General features: G+C 41.9%; 25 protein-coding genes and 2 pseudogenes. 12 read left to right on the top strand and 15 right to left on the bottom strand.

Features of this window, described 5'->3' with window-relative positions; genetic code table 11:
- The first annotated feature begins 150 nt into the window (after positions 1-150).
- Positions 151-1,602 (top strand): NAD-dependent succinate-semialdehyde dehydrogenase, encoded by a 1,452-nt coding sequence (locus tag FJU10_RS07660; RefSeq protein ID WP_140965590.1) that lies wholly within the window; start codon positions 151-153, stop codon positions 1,600-1,602.
- A gap of 115 nt (positions 1,603-1,717) precedes the next feature.
- Complete coding sequence (locus FJU10_RS07655) at positions 1,718-2,314, top strand: nitroreductase family protein (protein ID WP_140965589.1); 597 nt, start codon at positions 1,718-1,720, stop codon at positions 2,312-2,314.
- A gap of 63 nt (positions 2,315-2,377) precedes the next feature.
- On the opposite strand, the gene FJU10_RS07650 is transcribed toward FJU10_RS07655, so the two are convergent.
- Entirely contained in the window at positions 2,378-2,872 is a 495-nt protein-coding gene (locus tag FJU10_RS07650) for a hypothetical protein (RefSeq protein ID WP_077453446.1), read from the bottom strand.
- Between the two features lie 137 nt (positions 2,873-3,009).
- Here FJU10_RS07650 and FJU10_RS07645 point away from each other — a divergent pair, with 137 nt between their 5' ends.
- Both FJU10_RS07645 and FJU10_RS07640 read left to right on the top strand, forming a co-directional pair.
- The gene (locus tag FJU10_RS07645; protein WP_140965588.1) at positions 3,010-3,537 is read left to right on the top strand and encodes an HdeD family acid-resistance protein; all 528 of its coding nucleotides are present in this window, start codon (positions 3,010-3,012) and stop codon (positions 3,535-3,537) included.
- A gap of 120 nt (positions 3,538-3,657) precedes the next feature.
- On the top strand, positions 3,658-4,101 hold the full coding sequence (locus tag FJU10_RS07640) for a hypothetical protein (RefSeq protein ID WP_077453448.1): 444 nt from the start codon (positions 3,658-3,660) through the stop codon (positions 4,099-4,101).
- Between the two features lie 31 nt (positions 4,102-4,132).
- Here FJU10_RS07640 and FJU10_RS07635 read toward each other — a convergent pair whose 3' ends face one another.
- Positions 4,133-6,067, bottom strand: a complete 1,935-nt coding sequence (locus FJU10_RS07635; RefSeq protein ID WP_140965587.1) for a heavy metal translocating P-type ATPase — start codon at positions 6,065-6,067, stop codon at positions 4,133-4,135.
- Between the two features lie 184 nt (positions 6,068-6,251).
- Between FJU10_RS07635 and rsxC the strand changes: the two are divergent.
- The 3 genes and pseudogenes from rsxC (at position 6,252) to FJU10_RS19315 (ending at position 8,982) form a co-directional block, all read left to right on the top strand.
- A pseudogene (rsxC, locus tag FJU10_RS07630) lies at positions 6,252-7,590 on the top strand (electron transport complex subunit RsxC).
- Positions 7,583-8,653 (top strand): RnfABCDGE type electron transport complex subunit D, encoded by a 1,071-nt coding sequence (locus FJU10_RS07625; protein ID WP_140965586.1) that lies wholly within the window; start codon positions 7,583-7,585, stop codon positions 8,651-8,653. The pseudogene rsxC and the gene FJU10_RS07625 overlap by 8 nt, the downstream one beginning before the upstream one ends.
- 23 nt (positions 8,654-8,676) lie before the next feature.
- Positions 8,677-8,982 (top strand): hypothetical protein, encoded by a 306-nt coding sequence (locus FJU10_RS19315; protein ID WP_223272996.1) that lies wholly within the window; start codon positions 8,677-8,679, stop codon positions 8,980-8,982.
- Positions 8,983-9,287: 305 nt separating this feature from the next.
- Here FJU10_RS19315 and FJU10_RS07615 read toward each other — a convergent pair whose 3' ends face one another.
- The gene (locus tag FJU10_RS07615) at positions 9,288-9,485 is read right to left on the bottom strand and encodes a hypothetical protein (RefSeq protein ID WP_005236143.1); all 198 of its coding nucleotides are present in this window, start codon (positions 9,483-9,485) and stop codon (positions 9,288-9,290) included.
- Between the two features lie 135 nt (positions 9,486-9,620).
- On the opposite strand from FJU10_RS07615, the gene FJU10_RS07610 reads away from it, so the two are divergent.
- Positions 9,621-9,893, top strand: a complete 273-nt coding sequence (locus FJU10_RS07610; protein WP_005226206.1) for a hypothetical protein — start codon at positions 9,621-9,623, stop codon at positions 9,891-9,893.
- 89 nt (positions 9,894-9,982) lie between these two features.
- On the opposite strand, the gene FJU10_RS07605 is transcribed toward FJU10_RS07610, so the two are convergent.
- From FJU10_RS07605 to FJU10_RS07595, 3 genes are all read right to left on the bottom strand, one after another.
- On the bottom strand, positions 9,983-10,354 hold the full coding sequence (locus FJU10_RS07605; protein WP_140965585.1) for a hypothetical protein: 372 nt from the start codon (positions 10,352-10,354) through the stop codon (positions 9,983-9,985).
- A gap of 173 nt (positions 10,355-10,527) precedes the next feature.
- Positions 10,528-11,073: an ECF transporter S component gene (locus tag FJU10_RS07600; RefSeq protein WP_140965584.1), complete on the bottom strand. Its 546-nt coding sequence runs from the start codon at positions 11,071-11,073 to the stop codon at positions 10,528-10,530.
- On the bottom strand, positions 11,057-11,476 hold the full coding sequence (locus FJU10_RS07595; RefSeq protein ID WP_077453454.1) for a DUF4430 domain-containing protein: 420 nt from the start codon (positions 11,474-11,476) through the stop codon (positions 11,057-11,059). The genes FJU10_RS07600 and FJU10_RS07595 overlap by 17 nt, the downstream gene beginning before the upstream one ends.
- A gap of 165 nt (positions 11,477-11,641) precedes the next feature.
- Here FJU10_RS07595 and FJU10_RS07585 point away from each other — a divergent pair, with 165 nt between their 5' ends.
- On the top strand, positions 11,642-13,042 hold the full coding sequence (locus tag FJU10_RS07585; protein ID WP_140965583.1) for a C69 family dipeptidase: 1,401 nt from the start codon (positions 11,642-11,644) through the stop codon (positions 13,040-13,042).
- Between the two features lie 185 nt (positions 13,043-13,227).
- Positions 13,228-13,398 (top strand): aldo/keto reductase, encoded by a 171-nt coding sequence (locus FJU10_RS07580; RefSeq protein ID WP_081118717.1) that lies wholly within the window; start codon positions 13,228-13,230, stop codon positions 13,396-13,398.
- 62 nt (positions 13,399-13,460) lie between these two features.
- On the opposite strand, the gene FJU10_RS07575 is transcribed toward FJU10_RS07580, so the two are convergent.
- The 4 genes from FJU10_RS07575 to FJU10_RS07560 form a co-directional block, all read right to left on the bottom strand.
- Complete coding sequence (locus FJU10_RS07575; RefSeq protein ID WP_140965582.1) at positions 13,461-14,621, bottom strand: MalY/PatB family protein; 1,161 nt, start codon at positions 14,619-14,621, stop codon at positions 13,461-13,463.
- A gap of 30 nt (positions 14,622-14,651) precedes the next feature.
- Positions 14,652-16,214 carry a maltose/glucose-specific PTS transporter subunit IIBC gene (gene malX / locus FJU10_RS07570; protein ID WP_140965581.1) on the bottom strand — a complete coding sequence of 521 codons (1,563 nt, stop codon included), beginning with the start codon at positions 16,212-16,214 and terminating at the stop codon, positions 14,652-14,654.
- Positions 16,215-16,318: 104 nt separating this feature from the next.
- Positions 16,319-17,101 (bottom strand): MurR/RpiR family transcriptional regulator, encoded by a 783-nt coding sequence (locus FJU10_RS07565; protein WP_140965580.1) that lies wholly within the window; start codon positions 17,099-17,101, stop codon positions 16,319-16,321.
- 170 nt (positions 17,102-17,271) lie between these two features.
- Positions 17,272-17,454 (bottom strand): hypothetical protein, encoded by a 183-nt coding sequence (locus tag FJU10_RS07560; RefSeq protein WP_077453460.1) that lies wholly within the window; start codon positions 17,452-17,454, stop codon positions 17,272-17,274.
- Positions 17,455-17,618: 164 nt separating this feature from the next.
- Between FJU10_RS07560 and FJU10_RS07555 the strand changes: the two genes are divergently transcribed.
- Together FJU10_RS07555 and FJU10_RS19025 are read left to right on the top strand one after the other, a co-directional pair.
- Positions 17,619-18,284: an NAD(P)H-dependent oxidoreductase gene (locus FJU10_RS07555; protein WP_140965579.1), complete on the top strand. Its 666-nt coding sequence runs from the start codon at positions 17,619-17,621 to the stop codon at positions 18,282-18,284.
- Positions 18,284-18,457, top strand: coding sequence for a hypothetical protein (locus FJU10_RS19025; protein WP_005236169.1), 174 nt, complete (start codon positions 18,284-18,286; stop codon positions 18,455-18,457). Before FJU10_RS07555 ends, FJU10_RS19025 begins: the two co-directional genes overlap by 1 nt.
- A 97-nt stretch (positions 18,458-18,554) precedes the next feature.
- Here FJU10_RS19025 and dat read toward each other — a convergent pair whose 3' ends face one another.
- The 5 genes and pseudogenes from dat to FJU10_RS07530 all read right to left on the bottom strand — a co-directional run bounded on the left by dat (position 18,555) and on the right by FJU10_RS07530 (position 22,853).
- On the bottom strand, positions 18,555-19,409 hold the full coding sequence (dat, locus tag FJU10_RS07550; RefSeq protein ID WP_140965578.1) for a D-amino-acid transaminase: 855 nt from the start codon (positions 19,407-19,409) through the stop codon (positions 18,555-18,557).
- 132 nt (positions 19,410-19,541) lie between these two features.
- Positions 19,542-20,638, bottom strand: a pseudogene (locus FJU10_RS07545) (AI-2E family transporter).
- A gap of 162 nt (positions 20,639-20,800) precedes the next feature.
- The gene (locus FJU10_RS07540) at positions 20,801-21,229 is read right to left on the bottom strand and encodes a hypothetical protein (RefSeq protein WP_189372261.1); all 429 of its coding nucleotides are present in this window, start codon (positions 21,227-21,229) and stop codon (positions 20,801-20,803) included.
- Positions 21,230-21,307: 78 nt separating this feature from the next.
- On the bottom strand, positions 21,308-21,724 hold the full coding sequence (locus FJU10_RS07535) for a GNAT family N-acetyltransferase (RefSeq protein WP_140965576.1): 417 nt from the start codon (positions 21,722-21,724) through the stop codon (positions 21,308-21,310).
- Between the two features lie 205 nt (positions 21,725-21,929).
- Entirely contained in the window at positions 21,930-22,853 is a 924-nt protein-coding gene (locus FJU10_RS07530) for an LCP family protein (protein ID WP_140965575.1), read from the bottom strand.
- Position 22,854: the final 1 nt, after the last annotated feature.

Genomic DNA, 22,854 nt, shown 5'->3' with positions numbered 1-22,854 from the left:
ATATTCTACCATAAAATGATAGAAGCAGAACATCTCCTCTCTGGTTCTTTATGAAAATTTGGGGAATCATTGGACTTGCATATCAATTGTCATACTTTCTGATCCGTGCTACGGTTGAAATAGAACCCATTATTGAAAGGAAGTGCCAAAATGAACCAACAGTTACCACAAGTGCCCACGAAGTTATTGATTGACGGAAAATGGCTTGAAGGAACAAAAGAGTCGGTTTCGGTTACCAATCCTGCCACTAATGAAGAACTCGTAAAAGTCAGCCAAGGAGGGATCGATGAAACCAAGCAAGCGATCGATGCCGCCGCGAAAGCCTTCACAGATTGGTCAAAACGCTCCCCTCGAGAACGAGCCGATTTGATGAACAAGATTGCAGATTTAATGGAGCAAGAAAGCGACCGACTGGCAAAGATTATGAGTATGGAACAAGGAAAACCATTAAAAGAAGCGGAGGCTGAAATCCAATCCAACGTTGACAATTTCCGTTGGAATGCAGCTGAAGCACAACGAGTCTATGGCGAAGTGATTCCAGCCCCTGAACACAATCATTGGCTGGTACGCAAAGAAGCGATCGGGGTTGTTGGCGCGATCACGCCTTGGAACTTTCCTTCTAACATGATTGCAAGAAAAATTGCACCTGCTATGGCCGTTGGCTGTACCCTTGTTATGAAACCATCTAAAGAAACACCATTATCAGCATTGGCTTTAGGCGAGCTTTTTCAACAAGCAGGACTTCCTGACGGGGTCGTCAATATCGTCTTAGGGGATTCTTCTGAAATTGGGAAAGAATTGACCGAAAATGAACAAGTCAAAAAAATCACCTTTACTGGCTCCACGAAAGTTGGGATGAAATTATACGAACAAGCTGCACCAACTCTGAAAAAAGTTTCATTGGAGTTAGGCGGCCATGCCCCGTTTCTCGTTTTTGCCGATGCTGATTTAGATTTAGCTGCTGAAAAATTAGTTGCAGCTAAATTCCGCAACAACGGTCAAGTTTGTACGTCACCAAATCGTATTTTTGTCGAAGAATCCGTCAAAGACGCTTTTACTAAAAAACTATTAGCGAAAATGGAAACCGTAACGGTCGGTAATGGTCTTGATAACCCCACCGTTGGTCCTTTGATCAATCAAGCTGGCGTTGAAAAAGTTATCGAACAGCTGGAAGATGCGGTAAACAAAGGGGCTGAAGTCTTATGTGGCGGTACAAAACTTACTGAAGGCGAATATGAGAAAGGCAATTTCTTTGCACCGACAGTCATTGATGGCATCACTCCTGACATGACTATTTACTATGAAGAAACCTTTGGACCCGTGATTCCATTGATCTCATTTACCGATCGACAAGCAGTCATCGCTGCGGCAAATGATACAGAATTTGGACTAGCCTCCTACTTCTTTTCAACGAATCTGCAAACAATCTCGGATGTAGCCCAAAACCTCCAATATGGGATGGTTGGAGTCAATGACATCGCGATCTCAAACCCGGCGGCTCCCTTCGGCGGCGTCAAGCATTCTGGCTTTGGTCGTGAAAATGGCAAATATGGTCCCGAAGAATATGTGACTGTCAAATTTATCGCCATTGATGCCCAGTAAGAAAAAAAGTCAGGCGCGTTTGCCTGACTTTTTTTCTTACAAAGCATTTTGTTTTACTAACATTTAAGTAAGAATGTATACTTCACTCTATGACAATAGAAAAGGTGGGAATACGATGACAAAATTTCTTGATACAATCAAACAGCGCCGCTCAATCTATGGGCTAGGTAAAAATGTGGCTCTTTCCGACACTGAAATCGAAGACATTGTGAAAGAAGCAGTGAAAAATAGTCCAACTGCGTTTAACGCACAATCACCAAGAGCCGTGATTTTATTTGGCGAAGCCCACGAAAAATTGTGGACATTAACAGAGGCTGCGTTAGAACCATTGACACCACCCGAAGCGTTTGAAGCGACTAAACAAAAACTTGCTGGTTTTAAAGCGGGTTACGGAACCGTTTTATTCTTTATTCACACGGATACCGTTAAGAACTTGCAGGACCAATTTGCCCTTTATGCAGAAAACTTCCCGGTTTGGGCGGAACAATCGAATGGGATCGCTCAAGCGAACGCTTGGACCGCTTTAGAAGAAGCTGGATTAGGTGCCAACTTACAGCATTACAACCCTGTCATCGATGACGCTGTTGCAGCTGAATGGTCAATTCCTGAAAATTGGCAACTGCGGGCGCAACTAGTCTTTGGTTCAAAAGAAAGCGAACCGAACGAAAAAGAATTTCTAAGTAATGATGAGCGCTTCCGCGTGTTCCATTAATCCAATGCGCGACCTAAAAAAGACCCTTGATTACGGCCACATACGGCAGCAATCAAGGGTCTTTTAGTCGTTGGTTCCTTGATCATGGTCGACCAGAATATCGATCGGCGTTCCTTCATTCAAGTGCTCCGACAAAAAAACCACTAATTCAGCTAACGGCTGTTTGAATTTCATTAATGGTCCCCGCATCCCTTTTCGAAAATAGTTCATCTTAATAGGCTGCCCTTCCTTTTCTTGAAATAAAACGACCCGATCGATCTCTTGGTACAGTACCCCTTTAATACTCATTGGATGGACAATAATTCGATCAAGGGCTAACCCGCGGCTGTCTAGCACAAAGCTTAAAAAGACAAAACCTGAAACGATTCCTCGCACCTGATTATCCAATTGGTCATCCATCATCAACATGGACCCGATGATCATTACTGAAAAGATCGTAATAGCGATTTTGCTTAGTTTGCGCTCAACAGCAAGAAAGTGAATCTCTTTGCGTACCACCAATAAATAGAGGTACAAAACAATCGTAAAGGCACACATCATTAGCGTTAACCCACTCATAATACTCTCCGTTCTGTTTTCTTTTCCCTATTTTACCAAAAAATGATCTGTTACAAAAGGCTTAGCCTATTTCCTAGGTTTTTTGATATCTATTTTCACCAGAATTCGGTACAATAAGAAAAAAAGGAGGAATTATCATGAATGCATTTTTTGATAAATTACAACGCTATGACTTGCTTCGTGCCGTCGTATATATCGTCTTCGGCTTCATTATCTTGATCGCACCACGATCTGTCTTTAACACGATCGTTTATCTTGTTGCCGGATACATCGCATGTCTAGGGATCATCAGCTTGTATACGAGCTACAAAGAAAAACAAAAGGGCTATTACAATGTGCAATCGGTCTCTGGTATCTTACTATTGATCGCTGCAGCTGCGATTTTAGTTTTTGCTAAAGGGTTACTTGCTATCGTACCATTTTTCTTGGGAATCATGATCACCATCAGCGGGTGCACCCGCTTAATGGCAAGCTTTAACCAAAAACGCATTGGCTTACCTTACATCACGAACTTAATCATCAGTCTCTTGATTATTGCTGCTGGACTCGTTCTTGTATTAAATCCATTTGCGACTTGGCTCCTGTTCTTCCAAATTTTTGGTGGTATCTTGATTTTCATGGGGGCATCCGACGCTGTTAACCATTTTCAACGAAAAAGAGCTTAATAAATGAGAATGTTTTAAAATTTCCTTTGAATCTAACATCTACATGTAGACTTTTCCCGCTATTCCTTTTAAAATAGGAGATATCAAACAGTCAGTCCATTGAGAGGCGGGAGGTGCGACATGAAGAAAATCAAGCAAGAAGCAAAACATCCAAATGATGTGCCGGTAATTTTTTTGACCGATGCAACTGGCAAAGTCGTACGAAAAATCTCGATCAATGAGTGGCGTGCGTTAAAAGCGAATCCAGACCAAATCGAAGAACTTGATATCAAATTGTATCGTGAAGCGATCAGTTTCTATCTTCAAGAAGACTATGCGAAAGCAAAAGATCTCTTGCATTTCTTGATCAATAAAACGGACTATAGTCATTACGAATATGTTGAGCGGTTAGCAAATATCTATCGCATCGAAAATCGTCCTGCTAAAGAAAAAGTCCTATTGCTGACTGCTTATCATGCAATCAAACCGTTAGAATCCTCTGAAGGAATTCTAAGAAGGATCGAAAATCGATTACAAAAAATCGATGCCTTTGATTTTCCAACTTCGACACAATTCAGTCATTAAAAAAGCAGCTATCTTTCGATAGCCGCTTTTTTTATGCTTCTGGCAGTTTACGCAAAAGGCGCAACCCGTTGAACAATACAATCAATGTACTGCCTTCATGGGCAAATACCCCCAAACCAATGTTCATCATGCCGAATAGATTCAATCCGACTAATAACGCGACGATAAACATGGAGAAGAAAATATTTTGCCAAATGATTCGATCCATCTTCTTCGCTAAGCGATAGGCATATGCAAAACGTGAAAGGTCATTCTTCATGATCACTGCGTCTCCTACTTCAATCGCAACATCTGACCCTTCCCCCATCGCAAAGCCGATGTCTGCTTGAACGAGTGCAGGAGCATCATTGATACCATCACCCACCATGGCGGTTTGTCCGTATGCTTCTTGGAGTGCTCGTACCGCTTCCGCTTTGTTCTCAGGCAAAACATTGGCCGCCACTTGGTCAACCTTTAAGCGCTGACCGATTGCTTCGCCAGCAGAAGCACTGTCTCCGGTGATCATAACAGTATGGATACCTTCATTTTTCAAATAATGAATCACAGAAGCTGCCTGTTCGTTCGGCTCATCCATCAATGCGATGATCGCCGTAACCTCTTCGTTGATGGAAAACACGACCATTGTTTTTCCTTGCGCTTCTAATTGACGGTACTGTTGCTCCATCAAACCTGTGAACTGGGTGTTTTCGGTTCTTTTTCCTAATCGATAGGTTTTTGTTCCTGCGACGGCACCTAACCCGGAACCAATCTCGTTTGTGACAGTCAACTGTTCGATTTCTCGTATTTTCTCTGTCTTCTCGAAATAAGTAACGATCGCATCTGCTAATGGGTGGTTGGCTTGCTTTTCCATCGAAACGATGACCGCTGCTGCCTCTGCTTGATCGATCGTATCAGCGAAAACGGCTTCGGTGACTGTAGGTTTTCCGACGGTCAATGTTCCCGTTTTGTCAAAAGCCACCGCTTTGATCTGAGCAAAATTAGTCAAGTAATTGCTCCCTTTAAAAAGAATCCCTTTTTTTGCTAAATTTGAGATCGCCGACAAACTAGCAGGGACAGCGCTTGCCGCTAAAGCACAAGGAGAAGCGGCAATCATCATTACGATCCCACGATAAAAACTTGTATACCAATCCCAACCAAATAGAAACGGTGCAGTCAAAATGAACAAAGGGACTGCAATGAAAACAACTGTTACATAGATTGGTTCGATTTTTTTGATTCGTGTTTCGGTCGGTGATTGATTTGATTGCGCCGCTTCCACCACTAAAAGAATTTTTGCGAAGACTGTTTCAGAGCTGTCTTTCGTGACTTCCATCAAAAATGTGCCGTTTCCATTAATCGTACTCCCATAGACTTCGTCTCCTGTAGTCTTTTCTCGAGGAATACTTTCCCCATTGATCGAGGCTTCATTGATGGCACTCGTCCCAGAAAGGATTACGCCATCTGTTGCTAACTGATCACCAGGCAGCACTTGCAAAATATCCCCTTTTTTTATCTCTGAAGCGGCAATTTTTTTGGTTTTTCCATCTGGACCCATCAAACGGGCTTCCGTGGGATTCAGTTTGAGAAGATTGGTGATTTCTCTTCGACTTTGGCCCTCGGCGTATTCTTCTAAGAAGTGAGCACCTGCAAAAATCAAAATCAACAAAGCGGCTTCATTAAAATTTCCTATGACCATGGAACCAATCGCTGCCAACAACATCAAAAGATGTACATTCGGTGTGAAGCGCCGATTGGCTCTGGTACTTTTTATGGTATCTTCGATCCCTTCCCAAGAAATGTGATAGCCCGCTAATAAAACCGCTGCAAAATAAAAACCATCTTTCACCCATTGGTTCGGAACAAAAAGTGCCAGTATAAAGAGCAGTAAGCCTGCAAAATAAACGTTACGCGGAAGAGTCCCATGATCGTGAGTATGAGAATGTCCCTCCGTTTTTGTGTGATTATGTTGACAAGTATGTTCAGCCATCATCAAAACCTCCTCTAGTCCATCTAACATATGAACAATCAATCATATTTATACACTTATTATATATGAACAAACAATCATATGTCAACCGAAATAAGTTTTTCTTGTGAAATGTAAGCGTTTTGGGTTTTGTGATTCTTTACGGCATGCTAGAATAAACTTAGGAGAGAAAGGAGTGTTGGTTATGAGAACATTTACTGGCGGTATTTCACTAAGTCCCCCATTAAAAATGTTAAAAGAAAAATTAATGATCGAACAAGATGAAATTCTTACCTTTTCACCCACGATGGTTTTTATCCCTTTAGCACAACATATCGGTGCCCCGGTGGAACCGATCGTTTCCGTTGGCGATTACGTCAAACAAGGGGAAGTGATCGCTGAGACTGATGCGTTTGTATCTGCCAAAATTCATGCATCTGTTTCGGGTAAAATCGTCGACATGGTCGATTGGCCGAATCAAAACAACGAAGAAGGAAAAACCATCATCATTGAAAACGATTATGCTTACCAAAATGATTTTTTGTCTGTCCCCTTCGACTGGCAATCCGCTGCTAACGAAACCATCCTCAACAAAATCCGTCAAGGCGGCATCGCCGGCAAAGGCGGTGCAACGTTTCCCACCCATGTCAAATTCAGTATTGATGAAACAAAAAAAAATCCATACTTTGATCTTAAATGGATCTGAATGTGAACCGTTCCTACGCAGCGATGCTTTCTTAATGCAAAAAGAAGCCAAAAAAATCATTCACGGCGCAAAGATCGCCCAAAAATTATTAGCTGGTCCAAAAATTATAATAGGCATCGAAGATGACAAACCAAGAGCCATTTCAGCCATGCAAGCCGCAAGTGCAGAGGATGACACGATAGAAGTCGTTACTGTCCCAACTGTTTATCCAACCGGTGGTGAAAAGCAGTTAGTAGAGTTATTGACCGATCAAGAGGTGCCATTAGGTGGTTTGACTGCCGATATTGGCATCGTCTTGATCAATGTTGCCACCAGCTTTGCCATCGCCGAAGCGGTCTGTTATGACAAACCGTTGATTGAACGCTATACAACCGTTACCGGCGATGTTCAAAATCCCTGCATCGTCAAAAATCCGTTAGGAACACTCGCAGGAGAATTGATCGACTTTGCCGGCGGCTTTCAAGGAGCCCCCAGCAAATTGATTCTTGGTGGACCAATGATGGGAAAATCCGTTAAAACCTTGAAAGTTCCGGTCACCAAAGGCAGCAACGGCATCGTTGTTTTTAATGAAGAAACCGATTGGCTCTATGCCGAAAACCCCTGCATTCGTTGCAATAAATGTGTCGAAGCTTGTCCGATGCGCCTGATGCCGATGGAGATCGATCAGTTTTATCGAGCGGGGGATTATCAAAAATGTGAAGAACTGTTGGCAGAAGCATGTATCAATTGTGGTGCCTGTACCTTCGTCTGCCCAGCCAAACGTTCCTTAGCTGCCAATATCACTGCCGCAAAAGGCAAAGTTGCCCAGCTGCAAAAGGAGGCGAAGGAAAGTGCCTGATTACTACAAGGATTCTGATAGTGAGCGCCTCTTTCAACAGCGGAAAAATCAAGAAACGCCCCCCAACCCCCATATTCGTAGCAATGATGAGACCATTAAGATCATGGGGTGTGTGGTACTAGCCCTATTACCAGCAGTTTTATTCTCTGGCTATCTTTTTGGGCTCAAGGTATACGGTTTGTTTTTCATTGCGCTAGCTACGGCGTTTGCTGCCGACGGTCTTTGGTCCTATCTTGTCAAACGGCCGTTTCGCTTCGATTTAAGCATCGTCGTGACGGCCTTGCTTCTAACCATGAACCTCCCGCCGACAGCTCCTTGGTATTTCCCAGTGATTGGGGTGGCGTTTGCCGTAATCATCGTCAAAGAATTTTTTGGCGGAATCGGTTATAATTTCCTAAATCCAGCCCTCGGCGGTCGAGCCCTGTTGATTGGCTTGTTTTATAACCAAATGTTTCTAATCAGTTGGCCTGATCCACCATTCGGTAGCATCGCACCAGATGTCGTTTCGCAGGCTACAGCGAACGATGTTGTTTCCGGTGCTACACCGTTAGCTGTCATGAAAGCGGGAGAAACGTTGGGTGGCTCTGAACTAGTAGATGCCTTTTTAGGATTTACCGGGGGGCGAATCGGTGAAACCAGTGCCTTACTTTTACTGTTGGGTGGAATTTTTCTCGTTTACAAGAAAATCATCTCCCCTCGTATCCCATTGATTATCTTTGCGACGATCGGGCTCTTTGCTTTTATCCTTGGTCCAGAAGGACTTTTTACTGGCAGTTGGCAAACGGTCATCGGTCATATCATCAGTGGTGGTGCCATGTTGGGTGCGATTTATATGGCGACTGATTATTCTTCGACCCCAGGAACAAAAGCAGGAGAAAATCTTTTTGCCTTAGGCGTTGGCCTCCTCGTTGTGCTCTTCCGTTTCTTTGGTTTTACGAATGAAGGCATGAGCTATGCCATCTTGATCATGAATTGTTTCACCCCACTTATTGATCGCTTCTTACGCCTTCGCATATTAGGGGAAGGAAAAAAGACCCCGTTCAACCTTAAAATTATGAGCTAAATCGCAAAAAAGGAGGGTTCCTTATGATTATCGCCAATCGGCTAGTGGTCTTTCTAGTCATTCTACTCACAAATTACGCCTGTCAAAATTTGGCGCCGACCGTCAAAGAGAAAAAACCGAACGTGACGACACGAGTGGTTTTCCTCTCAGGGATCATTGCGGTCGCTTACTTGTTCAGTGGGTTAAGCTTTTATCTTTTACTTCAAAATCGTTTCGTCTATGGCAATCAAGTGGTCACCAACTTGGTAAGTGCTGCCATCATCGCCTTGATCGCGGCGGGCTTGTGTTTACTGATCGTTCCAGCAAAAAAACCGTTTCTTGACGACTGATCTAAAAAAAAACGATCCTAGTCAGTGTGCTCTTGCTGACGGTCGCCACTGTGACCCAATTTACCTATACCGATTATTTAACCAATTTATTTGTTGCTGTAGGCATGTATTTCCTCTTTTCTTGTGCTTTGTCAGGGGTTCATACACGGAATCAAATTGCCGCAATTCCGCCAATTCTAAAAGGTTTCCCACTGGATATCGTAACACTTTTTCTATTTTATCTGAGCTTTTCCTTTCTCAACGGTGTCTTCTTCAACTATTTATTCTAAACAAAAAGCAAGTCCCGCCTTGGCAGCGGAACTTGCTTATTTTTTGCGGAATAACTCTCTGAAGGAACCAATCAAAAAACCAGTCGAAAAAGCATTTTGTGCTTTTTGTTCTTTTTCAGCAGCGATTTTTTGTCGGGTTCGCAGCCCTTTATTGGCATTTTTGGACTTCTTCCCTTCACGGAGTTCTTTCGAAGCCTTTTGAAACTCATTTGAGAAACGATTATACCCAACCATTCCTTTTGCCCCCTTTCTTTTTACATGGTACTTAATAACGAGGATTTACTATAGGAATTGCCTTTCTGATGCAAATCAGGTAACATAACAGACAGAAAGATGATTTACCCTAGGTTTATCAGAAAGGAAGATTCCATGAACGAAACCCACACTGGATTGTTAGTCAATAGCCGCGTTTTTCAAGAAACGCCAATGATGCTGACAGGTATCCAACTTTTAGAAGACCACAAAATCGTAAATTGCATTATTAAGGATCGCTACTTAGCCAGCTATGTCTTACGCCTTCCATTAAATAAATACCAATTAGAAGTCGAAGGGAAATGGAACAAGCGGGAACAGTTAGTGATCAAGCATATGAAAATCAAGAATATCGATGAGTTTATTAAAATCGTCGGTACGCCAGAATAACAGGACTCACGAAAAGCAAGTGCAGGCAACTGCCCTTGCTTTTTTTCTGAAAAAAATCCAGCTGATTTTCCTCTCTATTCCTCCGAAGTCTATCGCGACATTCTGGTAAACCGATCGATCAAGGCTTTTTGCTGCTCTTTGATACCGATCGCCAACGGTTTGATCATTAATTTGACAGTGGTCGAAGGTGTCTGAATCTGGACTTTTTTATTTACCACACCGCCTAGTTGTAATTTTGTAATCTCATGGATCATAATTGTCTGCATCCCTTTTTCATGAAATTGCAGATCTAACTGAATCAAGTGGATTTTTTCTTCGTCAACCACCACGATAAAATACTTTGGGGTTGGCAGGGCAATCATTTTGGCTTCCTCGGCATAACCAGCCAGTTTTCCATGGAACTTCGCGCGGTAGCTTTCTAAATCATCTTTTTTCACGATCCATTTCATCAAAAGCCACATCCTTCCTTAGATACCTTAAGGATACCTGCAGAAACCGCTTTTGCACAACAATATGCCTGCTTGTTTCCTCACATAGCCCCTTTTATCTTGTTTGATCGTCAAAGACTTTTCCTCTAGACATAGATGTTTTTGTCACCACGACTGCTGAGTCAAGCAAAAAGACAGCGAGGCGCTTAGTACCCTTCGCTGTCTTTATTTGGATAGTAGTGTTGGAAAAGTCGCAGAAAAATCGGTGCCAGCATCAAATAAAAGATGCCGTTCCCCGCTGCATGCAACGCATCAAAGCTGAATCCTTGAAAGTAATAAGCCCAAAAGCTGGGAAACCCATAAAGCTTGACACTGATCCAAGAAATCACAAAGCCATACGCAAAACCTGCAAACACACTGTAGCTGACTTGTAAAAGCAACCGTTTCATAAACAGCTTGCTTTTTGACAACAGATACATCCCCAAAATAATGATTGCATAACTAACTAATTGAGCGATCGTCCATATTCCCATTCCCATGTAAAAATTGGTAATCAGCATCGAGAGCAGACAAACGATCAATCCACGACGAAGACCTAAATGGATGGTTACTAATAAAAAGATCACCGTCATTGGTTGAACATTGGGTAAGGGTTGAAAAAGAGTCCTGCCGACGACGGCCGCTGCCACAAGCAGCCCTAAATAAGCAATTTCTTTTCCAGCAAATGAAAGTGGTTTATTCGAATTTTTCATAGGTGAAAACCACTTTATCGTTGTTTCCTAAAAAGGTATCATCCGCCCCAGTTGTAATCATTTCATCATTGATTGTATACGTCCAATAATAGCCAGCTTTTTCATCTTGCGCTAAACCGTCGATGCTGGTGATCATCCCTTGATTTTCTTCCAAGTCAAAGTTGTCTTTCATGATGGTCATCAAAGAAACCCCTTCTTTAAAAGTGACCGTTTTGGTTTCAATCTCCTGGTCTTGCTCTTCACTTTTATTATTAAAGCTGATTTGGGCAGTGCGCTCTTCGGCATTTTGTTGGACTGACGAAGAGTCACTGGAGGAGTTTCCCGCATCCATCGATGGTTTGGCACAACCGGCAAAAACCAGACTAAGTAAAAAAATATAACTAAAGATAACTGTTTTCTTCATAATAATGGCTCCTTTGATTATTTTTACAACACCTTATTGTACTAAAAATAAATAAAAAAGGCGAAATATTTTTGTTCCTCTCTATAGAAAGCATTGTAAAACCATGAGACTATGGGTATACTAGCTTCAATCATTCGTAAGAAGAAATGAAGGAGTGTTGGAAAGATGGATAGAAAAAAAGCGTCCTGTACCACTTTACTAGTAGGAAAAAAAGCATCGATCGACGGCTCGACCATGATTGCCCGTAATGAAGATTCTGGAAGCGGTTCGGAACCGCAAAAATTCGTCGTTATCACTCCAGAACAGCAAGGAAATGAATTTTACGCCGTTTTAAGCGGCTGCCGAATCCGTTTACCTAAGGATCCCTTACGTTATACTTCGACACCTGAAGCAGATGAATCCCAAGGGGTCTGGGCAGCTTCAGGAATCAATGAAGAAAATATCGCCATGACTGCGACAGAAACGATCACAACCAATTCACGCGTTTTGGCTATTGATCCATATGTGGAAGATGGTATCGGGGAAGCTGATTTCGTCAGCATCGTACTGCCTTACATCCATTCCGCTAAAGAAGGTGTTTTGCGCTTAGGGGAACTCTTAGAAACCTATGGTACCTATGAAGCCAACGGGATCGCGTTTTCTGATGCCGAGGAAATTTGGTATATGGAAACCATCGGTGGACATCACTGGGCAGCTGTTCGTATACCAGATGATGCCTATGTCGTGGCACCCAATCGCTTAAACATTGATCACTTCGACTTCGCCTCAGAAATGACCTTGTGTTCGCAGGATCTCGAACAGTTGATTGAAGACTATCAATTAAATCCTGATTTTGAAGGTATCAATCTACGCCATATTTTTGGCAGCTCATCAGAAAAAGATACCCGTTACAATAACCCGCGGGCATGGTACATTCAAAAACACTTTAGCGGAACAGCTGCTGAACCGATCGATCAAGAGCTCCCGTTTGTATGCTACCCAAAACAAAAGCTATCCGTGGAAGATGTAAAATGGGCATTGAGCTCCCACTTCCAAAATACTCCTTTTGACCCTTACGGTACAGGGACCGAGACACAAAAAACACATTTCCGATCGATTGCTCTCAATCGCAACCAGCAAGTCCATATTTTGCAGATCCGCAACCACGTGCCTGCAGCAATCGCTGGCATTCATTGGCTCGCCTTTGGTCCCAATACCTTCAACGGCGTTGTGCCATTTTATGCAGCTATCACTAAGACCCCACTTGGCTATTGCGATACGACAAAGACCTACGATCCAACAAATAGCTATTGGTTAGGACGCACCTTGGCGTTGATTGGGGACAGCGACTACGATCGCTATAGTGATCTTGCCAACCGTTTTGAAATGGAAACGATGGCGGCTTGTCGCCGCATCCAACAAGAAACTGATTGTAAAGCTTCCGCTGAAAAGGAGCCTACTCGTCTGCTTGAAGAAGCCAACGCTGAGATGGCTGAACTGTATTTAAAAAATGCAACAACGTTACTAGGAAAAATGGTGGAGTCTGGCAGTAATAAAATGGCCTTGCGTTTTTCTTTAGCCGATTAGTCAATCGCTGAAAATAAAAGGATTAACAAAAACTTTACATGGAATTGCAGCAATCTAAACATTGCTCTCCTATACTAAAGATACCAATTTGTTTTCTTTTTCCTTGCTGGTACAAATCAAGCAATTGATTTGTACTGGTCCCCCTATGGAAGACCAATTGGTAAAAACCGTTGGGAGGAATGAACATGACTACAAGCATTTATCGGACTGTCACCAACGAAATTGTTAAAGGTGAGATCATCAAGAGCAAGAGTCAGCAAGATATGCTGATCATTCAAGACAAAGAAGGTTATTTCCATGTCGTTGAACCACTCCCCGTTACTACTGCAATGACTCCCCGCACGACGAAAGACTAAAAAAACCACTGGCGATCAGAAAGAATACAGGATCTTTCTGATTGCTCAGTGGGTTCTTTTTGTTAGGTCAAACTCAATGTGAATCGTTTCAAGCCATCAATGAGTTTTTCTCGCGAACAGCCAATGTTTAGGCGCAAAAAATTTCTCCCCTCTTTCCCATAGATTTCCCCTGACATAATCGCAACTTTTCCCTTACGAATCATTCGTTGCTGCAATTCTGCCATCGTTAAACCCATTGCTGTACAATCAATCCACATAAGATACGTGGCTTCACTTTTAGTGACAACGAGTTCTGGATGGTGTTCCTGTAAATAAGCGATCACATAAGCAATGTTACCATCCAGATAGTCATTGAGCTGATCCACCCACTTACTTTCATTATCGTAGGCAGCAATCGTTGCGGTCATGCCAAAAATACTGGTGGAGCTCAACCCATCGGCTTCTTTTAACTGAGTTAAGAAGCGATCACGCAACTTGGAATCAGGAATGATTCCATAAGAATAAATCAACCCTGGAAAATTAAACGTTTTACTTCCCGAAGTAACAAGGGCTACATTTTTTTGCAACAAATCAATGATTGGTTGATGCCTTTGTCCTTTTCTTACAATGTCCATATGGATCTCATCAGAAATGATAAATACATCATGGGTTTTCGCCAATTCGATGATTCGTTGCAACTCATCCTTTTGCCAGACTCTCCCAGTTGGGTTATGAGGACTACATAAGAGAAGAACTTTGTTTTCAGGCTGTGCCATCAATCTTGTTAGCTCTTCAAAATCAATGTGATACGAGTTGGCATCATAGATGAGTGCATTAGGTACGATTTTTCTTTTGTTCTCTTTGATCATTTTATAAAACGCATCATACGCTGGCGTCTGAATAATGATCCCATCTCCTGGTTCACTGAGTAGGGTGACGAGCTGTTTAACGCTATACATAACGGAAGGACTATAGACCAGCCAATCGCTTTTGATCATGCTGTTAAAACGTTCAGAATACCATTTGCAGACCGCTTGCTTGAATTCATTATGATTCCAACGTGTATACCCAAAAACCGGGTGCTGCATCCGCTTGATAAGTGCTGCTTCAACTGCAGCTGGCACCTTGAAATCCGTATCGGAAATCGTAAATGGCAACAAATTTTTTTCACCAAAACGGTCTTCAACATAATCCCACTGAGTACACTGGGTTCCTTTACGATTGATTGGTTCATCAAAAAACATTTTCTTCACTCCTACTACTTGGCAATTTTGCTAAAGAATCGCATCAAGTTGGTTTCTGACTGTTGTTACTTTCGTTCCAATGATTACTTGAACGTTAGTATCATCTAAGTGAACGACCCCAAGCGCACCTAGTTTTTTTAACCGTTCATCATCAACCAGTGAACCATCAGTTAACACCAGGCGTAGCCGTGTAATGCAATTGTCCAAAGAGTCAATATTACTTGCTCCCCCTAAAGCTGCCAAAATGCCATGGGCATCATAGCCACTTTTTCCAGAATACGTCTTTTCATCTTCCATCTCATTCTGTTGCTCGTTGTTGTCTTCTCGGCCAGGTGTTTTCAAATTCTTATGAAGGATCACTGTTTTAAAAACAAAGTAATACAGGGCAAACCAGCAAGCTCCTACAATCAGAACGAGCCACCATTTTGTATATGCGCCTTGCATCACGCCAAAGATAAGAAAATCAAGCATGCCCCCATCGGTATTTCCAATCGTGACACCTAATAGACTCATTACCATAAATCCAGCACCTGTCATGATGACATGAAAAATCCATAATAAAGGGCTAATGAATAAGAATAAAAATTCGATTGGTTCAGTAATTCCTGTCACAAAAGTTGCAATGACGCCTGAAATCAATAAACCTTTTATTTTTGAACGATTCTCAGGTTTTGCCGTCTGGTACATAGCTAATGCTGCTGCCGGTAAACCAAACATAAAGGTTGGCATCTTCCCTTGAGACAAGAACGCCGTTGCACTTGGTGAGATACTTAAGCCGTTTTGTAATTCCGCATAAAAAATATTCAACGCCCCAAAGACTTGCTGACCATCGATCAGCTGACTTCCCCCTGCTTCGGTAAAACGAATCATGGAAACCAAAATATGGTGTAACCCAAATGGCAGTAATAAGCGTTCACCTGAACCAAATAAGAACGGACCGAATGGACCAGCTTGTTGAATTAAATGTCCGATTCCTGTGATGATCATAGCAAACAACGGCCAAATCATCGGAATGATCACCCCAACCACAGCTAAAGTAAGCGAGGTGATGATTGGAACAAAACGTGCTCCTGAAAAGAATGCAAAACTATCTGGCAATTGAAAATGGTAAAAGCGCATATGCAATTTATAAACGATCAATCCTGCGATAATACCACCTAGAACTCCCATTGATAATGTTTGAATGCCAAAAACGATCTCTTGTCCTGCTTCTCGTAGTTGATCTGCAGTAGCTAATTGATTCGTTTCTTGTAAATAAAAATTGATGGATAAATGCATCACGACATAGCCCACAAAGCCTGAAAATGCCGCAACTCCCTTCTCTTTTCTTGCTAGACCTAAAGGAATCGCCATCGCAAACATGACGGGTAAGTAACTAAAGGCAAACCCACCGATCGTTGACATGAAACGAAAAACCACTTGGAGCCAAGAGGCACCTAAAAACGGGAAAACATCGATCGTTGAAGAAGATGAAAATGAACTACCAATCCCTAAAAATAAACCCATGAATGCGAGTAAAGCGACTGGCAACATAAATGTTTTCCCAAGTCCTTGAAAAATTTCCATCCAGCTTGCTTTCTTCCCTTTTTGCATATCATTTCCTCCTAACACTTTTGTCTCTTAAAATGTAAACGATATCAAAAAAGGCTTACAATACAGTTACCAAAACAAGAATGACCATTCACAAAATGGAATGGTCATTCAGGATCAAGTACTTCTTCGATTTGATTGGCGTATTGAATAATTAAAATATCCAGTAACGCTGCTAAAGAGATCCGTGGGCTCAAATCGACTTCATGATGATAAATCGCTGTCATTTCAACAGGAAATGAGAAGGTGGCAAGCTTCTCCAACGTGCTTTTTGGTTGACCAATACAGGCTAAAATCGGTACACCTCTTTGTTTCAACCGGTTAGCATAATTTAGCATCCCGATCGTTTCCCCACTATGACTAATAAAAATAGCGATATCTTTTTTTGATAGTTGATTAGCGATGGTTGTCAATTCATCCCAATCCGTTGAAGCGCCAACCGTTTTTCCTAAAAACCGCAACTTTCGACTCGCAGATAATGCAACCGGCGCACTTTGCCCTAAAGCAAAAAATTCGATTCGTTGTGCTTGCTGAAGCATTTCCACGGCACGCTGAAAGTCGGCTTCTTCGATCATTGATAAGGATGTCGTCAGCTGGTCAATCATTTGCTTGATCAGTGGGGATAAACCAAGAGAAGCTTGAGTAGATGATTTTCTTTCAAGAGTTTGATAATTCTTCAGTGAAAATTTGAATTCTTGAAAACCGGTAAAGCCAAGCTTTTTTGCCATTCTGCTGATTGTCGCTTGACTGGTGTACGTTTGGGAAGCTAACTCATCGGCCGTCATTTCTGAAGCTTTCTCGGGCGCCCTTAAACAATAGTTAAGGACCGTTCTTTCTACTCGGTTCAGCTCTGGAATTTTGTATTGGATTCGTTTATATAAATGATTCATCACCTGCTTCTCCTCTCTACTATTGCTTCATTCTTCCGTCTCCACTATGCTTCATTTACTCATTATACCTTCCCTCAACAAAAGTACAAACTGATGATGAATGGCTTGAAATAAAAAAAAGGACTCACCCTTTGAGGAGTGAGCCATCTTTGTTATTTTCTCTGCATTGGTCATCTGTAGACAGTCACTTCAGTAAACTCTTGCCCGTTTCCGTAATCATTTTCTTGCGTATGACGCTTTCCATCAATTCGTTGTTTGCAACTGGCAAGTCCATTTTCGACATAGTTCACTGTATTTGCAACGATCCTTATTATAGTTGCTAGACCTTTCATCAAGGGATCATTTGATTCCATCCTCTATTCCCCCATTTCTATCACGCTTAAGCCGCTACTGGCTTTTTCTTATAACAAGTATAAAAGAAGTACCTTAAACAAAACTAAAAGAGAAGAACTTAGACAAAAAGAAAAGCAGACTAGTTTCTCTTTTTGGTAAAATATGGTACATGTAATAGGAAAGGATGATCAGTCTCATGATAAAAACTTTAGTGGTAGCCAGCCATCCGGATTTCCACAATTCGCTTTCCCAACGATTCTTTAGTGAAAGTGCCAAGCTTCCTAACGTCACCATGCATTTTCTTGATGGTCTTTCCGATTTTTCTCTTGCCGATGAACGGATGCTGCTGCAAATATGCGATCGTTTGGTTTTACAATTCCCCTTATATTGGTACAGCGTTCCAGCAAAAATGAAAGATTGGATTGATACGGTTTGGGAAAAATGCGCTCCTGCATTGGCGGGCAAGGAAATCAGTTTCGCCGTTTCTACTGGCGTTGCCGCCAAAGAATTTCAGCTAGGTGGCCGAGAAAATACGACCTTCAATGAAATTTTACACCCACTGGTACTTATGGCAAAAAAACACCAAATGACGGTACTCCCCATCATTGTCCTCGATCAACTGATGTATAAAACAGAGCAAGAGAAACGAGCCTTTGTCATTGCCTATCAACAATTGTTATCAATGCCGGCTCCCTTTACATTTGATCAAAAGCAACAATGGTTTAGCGAGAAACTGGCGCATTTGGTTTCTGAAAAACCGCAGCTTGCTCCTTTGCTATCACTGCTGCAGGAAAACCATGAAACGTTGACCGAATTAGAAGATGCTTTAACTGAATTGGAGGTGCTGTGATGGATCACGAATGGCTAAAGCCACTGATAGAGCAGTCAATAAAAGAAACAGCTGACTATCACGAAAAAGCATTTTTGCAAGAACTAGAGAAGTTGCTTCATCAGCAAGAAATTCGAATCGAATTGAAACAAGGAGAACTTGACGGAAAATTGTGGAATCCTAGTGAATGGTAAAATCTGCACTTGTATCCAAGAAAAAAACTTTGGTTCACCTAGCCATAAAACATGCTGGGTGGGCCAAAGTTTTTGCATCGTTTCTTTTGCTTGTTAACTAGGATTCGCACGTACTCTTTGTAGCAGCGATATAGGCTGCTTGCAAACGTTTCGTGATCGAACCCAAAGTGCCATTGCCAACTGATTTCCCATCTACATTGACGATAGGGACAATTTCCCAGACAGAATTGGTCAAAAAACACTCTTGCACGTTGCTTAGTGCATCAACAGGGACAGGTTCTTCTCGATAAGCAATTTCTAATTGCTGACACAACTGTAGCACCTTCATTTTCGTGATACCTGGTAGTACTAAGCGTCCATCGGGATGCGTATAGACGATACCATCAATGACAAACCAGAGATTTGATGCTGAAGCTTCCGTGAAAAAGCCATCTCGTTGAAGGAGTGCATCATCGAACCCCGCTTCGATCGCTTGATCTAACGCTAACAGATTCCCTAACAAGCTCAATGATTTGATATCACAATGCAACCACCGCTCATCTGGAAGAACAGTCGCAGATAGCCCTGCATGCTGCATTTCCTGAGGTCGTTCAAAGGGGATCACATTTGCGGTTACGACTCCTTTGACTGCTCCAGCAGACGGAAACTCGTGATTGCGGGGAGAGGTGATTCCTCTGGTGATTTGAAGATAGATCTCTCCTTCTGTGATTCCTTCGGTTTTAACCAGTAACTTAAGGTTTTCAGTTAATTGGGAAATCGTATAAGGCAACGTCAGCTTAATTTTTTGCGCACTACTTTCTAAGCGAGTCATATGTTCCCCTAACATAAAGCAGCGACCATTATAGATTCGAATCACTTCATAGATTCCGTCACCATACTGATACCCGCGATCTTCAATGTCAATTTTCACCGCTTCTCGATCAACGATTTGATCATTCCATAAAACCTTCATTTCCTCACTCCTATCGTCCTTCTCGTTTCAATAAGTATAGCATTTGTCTTGAAGCCATGCTACGTAGTGCTTAAAAACAAAAAAACCTGCTGATGGAGATCGCTCCAACAGCAAGGTAGAACATTTTCGTTATTATGAATCCTTATCAATTACAGATCGTTCTAATTTCCGCTCCTGAAAAAAGCGCAACAATGTACCAGACATTGCCATCACGATCGAATACACTGGCAGTGCCACGATCATGCCCACAAATCCAAGCAAGTTGCCAGCGATCAATAATAAAAACACCGCAATGATTGGATGGATATGCAATACTTTTTTCATTACTAATGGTGAAACAAGATACGATTCACCTAACTGAATGATCGTGATTCCGACAATCAGAAAAATAGCTGTTCGAATATCTTGACTTAACGCAAATAAAAAGGCTGGTGCCGCTCCGATAAAGGGACCAAAATAAGGAATAATGTCCAGAACACCACAAATCAAGCCTAAAAGCAACGCATTCTGCAAACCTAGCAAAGAAAAAATCAAATAGCTAGAAACTGCAACGTAAGAACAAACCAACAATTTCCCACCAATGTACGCTGACGCTGCTTGATGGAAATCACTACAAAGTTGTCGCATTAAGCCTTGATAGTTTTTCGGTGTCTTACTTGCCAAAAAATCAGGAACTTTCTCACCGTCTTTAAACATATACACTAATAACAGTGGGATCGTAAACAAGACGATCGCTGAATGAGAAACGATGGAGATCAAACTCGTCAGACTATTGGTTGCCCCGGTAATAAACTGTAAGGCAAAGTTGCTAGCTTGGGAAATATCAATCGAATCAATAAAAGGACCAAATAATTCTTCTAAATAAGAATGATCAATAGTATCGATCACCAAATTGATGATGATGGGAATTTGATTGATAAAACGCCCCATCTCATAGGCTAATGCTGGTCCAATCACCTGAATGATCAAATAAGCTGCAAAAACGATCAACAACAGTGTCGCATACAGCGCAATGCTTTTCTTTTTCGTCCTTCTTTTTACCCAATTAAAGAAAGGTAAAAAGATGTAAAAAATAAAAATCGAGATCAATACTGGTAAAAAGACACTAGAAAAGATGGCTTCCAGTGGTCGAAAGACAAACAGTATATTTGAATAGATCCAGACCGCGATCCCTAAGAGACAGACAATCACTAGACCTGCAAAAATTTTGATTTTTTAAGAAACTCCAATAATAAATCCTCCTGATTCTAGAAAATAATTCAACTTCTTTCAGTTTAGCATAATTTTAAAAACGAAGGATGATTTCAAGAAGATTTTTTTCAAAAATCCACGTTTTCCATAGCAAACTTTCAATTAATTTAATTTTTTTCATCTTTATTTCACAAGTCTAATCAATTTTGATGAGCTGAAAACGGCAACGGGAGATGCATGCTTCTGACAAAGTAGACTGCTGAAGCAAACTGGAATAAACCTAATAAAAAGAAAATCAGATGCAAGACATTCCATCCTCGTAATAAGATGACTTGCACGATGATCCAGACTACTAAACTCATGCCTAAAAGCATTGCCCCGTAGTATCCTTTGTTAAGCCACAACAGGATAGCGACAATCAGATTCCCCAAGCCTAAGATAACCAACAAAAACAAGCCGGGAATTAAGAAGGTCGTGAAGGGGGTTCCTTGCAGCATGGCCGCCTCCAAACCAGCATATGTCTGTCCTTGACTTAACGGCTCAATGCTTTTAAACGCCAACAGACTTCCCCCACAGGCGCCAACACCGATAAAGAGGCACAAAAAAAGCAACGCAAAGCGCATCTTCATTTTTCTCCACTCCTTCTTCAAACCCAAAACCAACTAAAAATAAAGCCATTCTCAGTGACACATTGATTTTCTTGTTCCTTATTCGCTTGTTGGTAAATAGATAAATGCGGCAATTTGTTGCTCTTCCACAGAAGAAAAACCACACGCTTCATAAAAACGACGCGTTTTTTCTGTGTTGTCCGTAATCAGAACCTTTTGCCGTATCGATGGATGATTCGCCAACATTTTTTTGAGTAATCGCTGACCGATTTTTTGACGTTGGAACTCGGGTGCAACTAATAGATCTTGAATATAAAGAATGGTTTGTCCATCGGTTATACAACGGATCAGCCCCACTAGCTGCTCTTCAACATAGGCCGTTATCACCTGTGATTGAGCTAGCCCTTTTAGAAGACGCTCAGGTTCTTTGGTGTAGGCGCTCCAACCAACCCCTTCGTACAAGGCGAGTACTTGATTTGAATCAGATGGTAAGTGGTCTTGAAAAACGATTTTCATACTTCTCCTCCTTGTGACAGCATAGCGAAAAGGTGGCACAATAGAAATAGAGCTGACAGCTCTTTTCCAAACAAACTCTTGCTATCCGCCAAGCCGTAATGCTTTGCTTGACTAAAGAGTATCCTGAGGAAAAGCGGCTGTCAACTCTAATTACTAACTTACTGGATGAACAAAAATACACTAGCTCTGTTTCTAAACCAAAAGCTTAATCACTCAACAACTCATTTTTTAAACGTTGGCTCGTCGTCTGTTGTTCTTCAGGCGTTACTTCTTGATAAGAAATCCCATATTCTCCTCTAAAGCCATCACCCGTGAACCCACTGCCAGCCATTTGGTAAGACTCGACGGTCCCTAATGCGGATTGATATTGAGTGAATAGGCGACTCATTTGTGAAAAAGTTAAATCCGTTTCGCCATTATCTCCAATAATCGTTAGCAGATCCTGAATCCGCATCACGCTTGAAAGTGAAACTAACTCATTGGCCAAAATTTCAGTCACTTCTCTTTGACGGCGCTGACGTCCATAGTCGCCTTCTGGATCATCTTTTCGCATACGGGTATACTGGAGTGCCTCCCAGCCATCTAACTCAAGAGTACCCTCTGGGTAATCGATCTTCTCGGCAGTAAAAGCAAATTCATTTTCAACCGTGATGCCACCAATTGCATCGACAAGATCTGCCATCCCATCCATGTTTAAGGAGAAATAATGATGGATCGGTATATCAAGGTATTGTTCAACGGTTTCAATCATCATTTTTGCTCCACCGAAAGAATGAGCATGATTGATTTTATCATGGTATCCTTGTCCCACGATCTCCACATAGGCATCTCTAGGAATACTCGTGAGGGTGGTTTTTCGCGTGGCAGGATTCAACGTTGCCACCATGATGGTGTTTGCACGAAAATCGGTTTTGCGCCGGGAATCATTGGCGATCCCCAACAAAAGAAGGCTCAAAGGTTCAGCATTTTCGATGACCTCCGCCTCTTCTCGTCCTTCGATCGGACGATGGATCGAGTGAGCAACATCCTCTACTTGAAAATACACCCTAATGGCATAGACGGTTCCTGCTGAAATAATTCCCGTCAGCAATACTAGGAAAATGATTATTAGTTTTTTTGCTGTACTCATT

The sequence above is a fragment of the Enterococcus sp. OL5 genome (assembly GCF_006491895.1).
Classification (GTDB): domain Bacteria; phylum Bacillota; class Bacilli; order Lactobacillales; family Enterococcaceae; genus Enterococcus_D; species Enterococcus_D innesii.
Note: the sequence above shows the minus strand (reverse complement) of the source record. Positions and strands in the feature narration are given on the sequence as shown.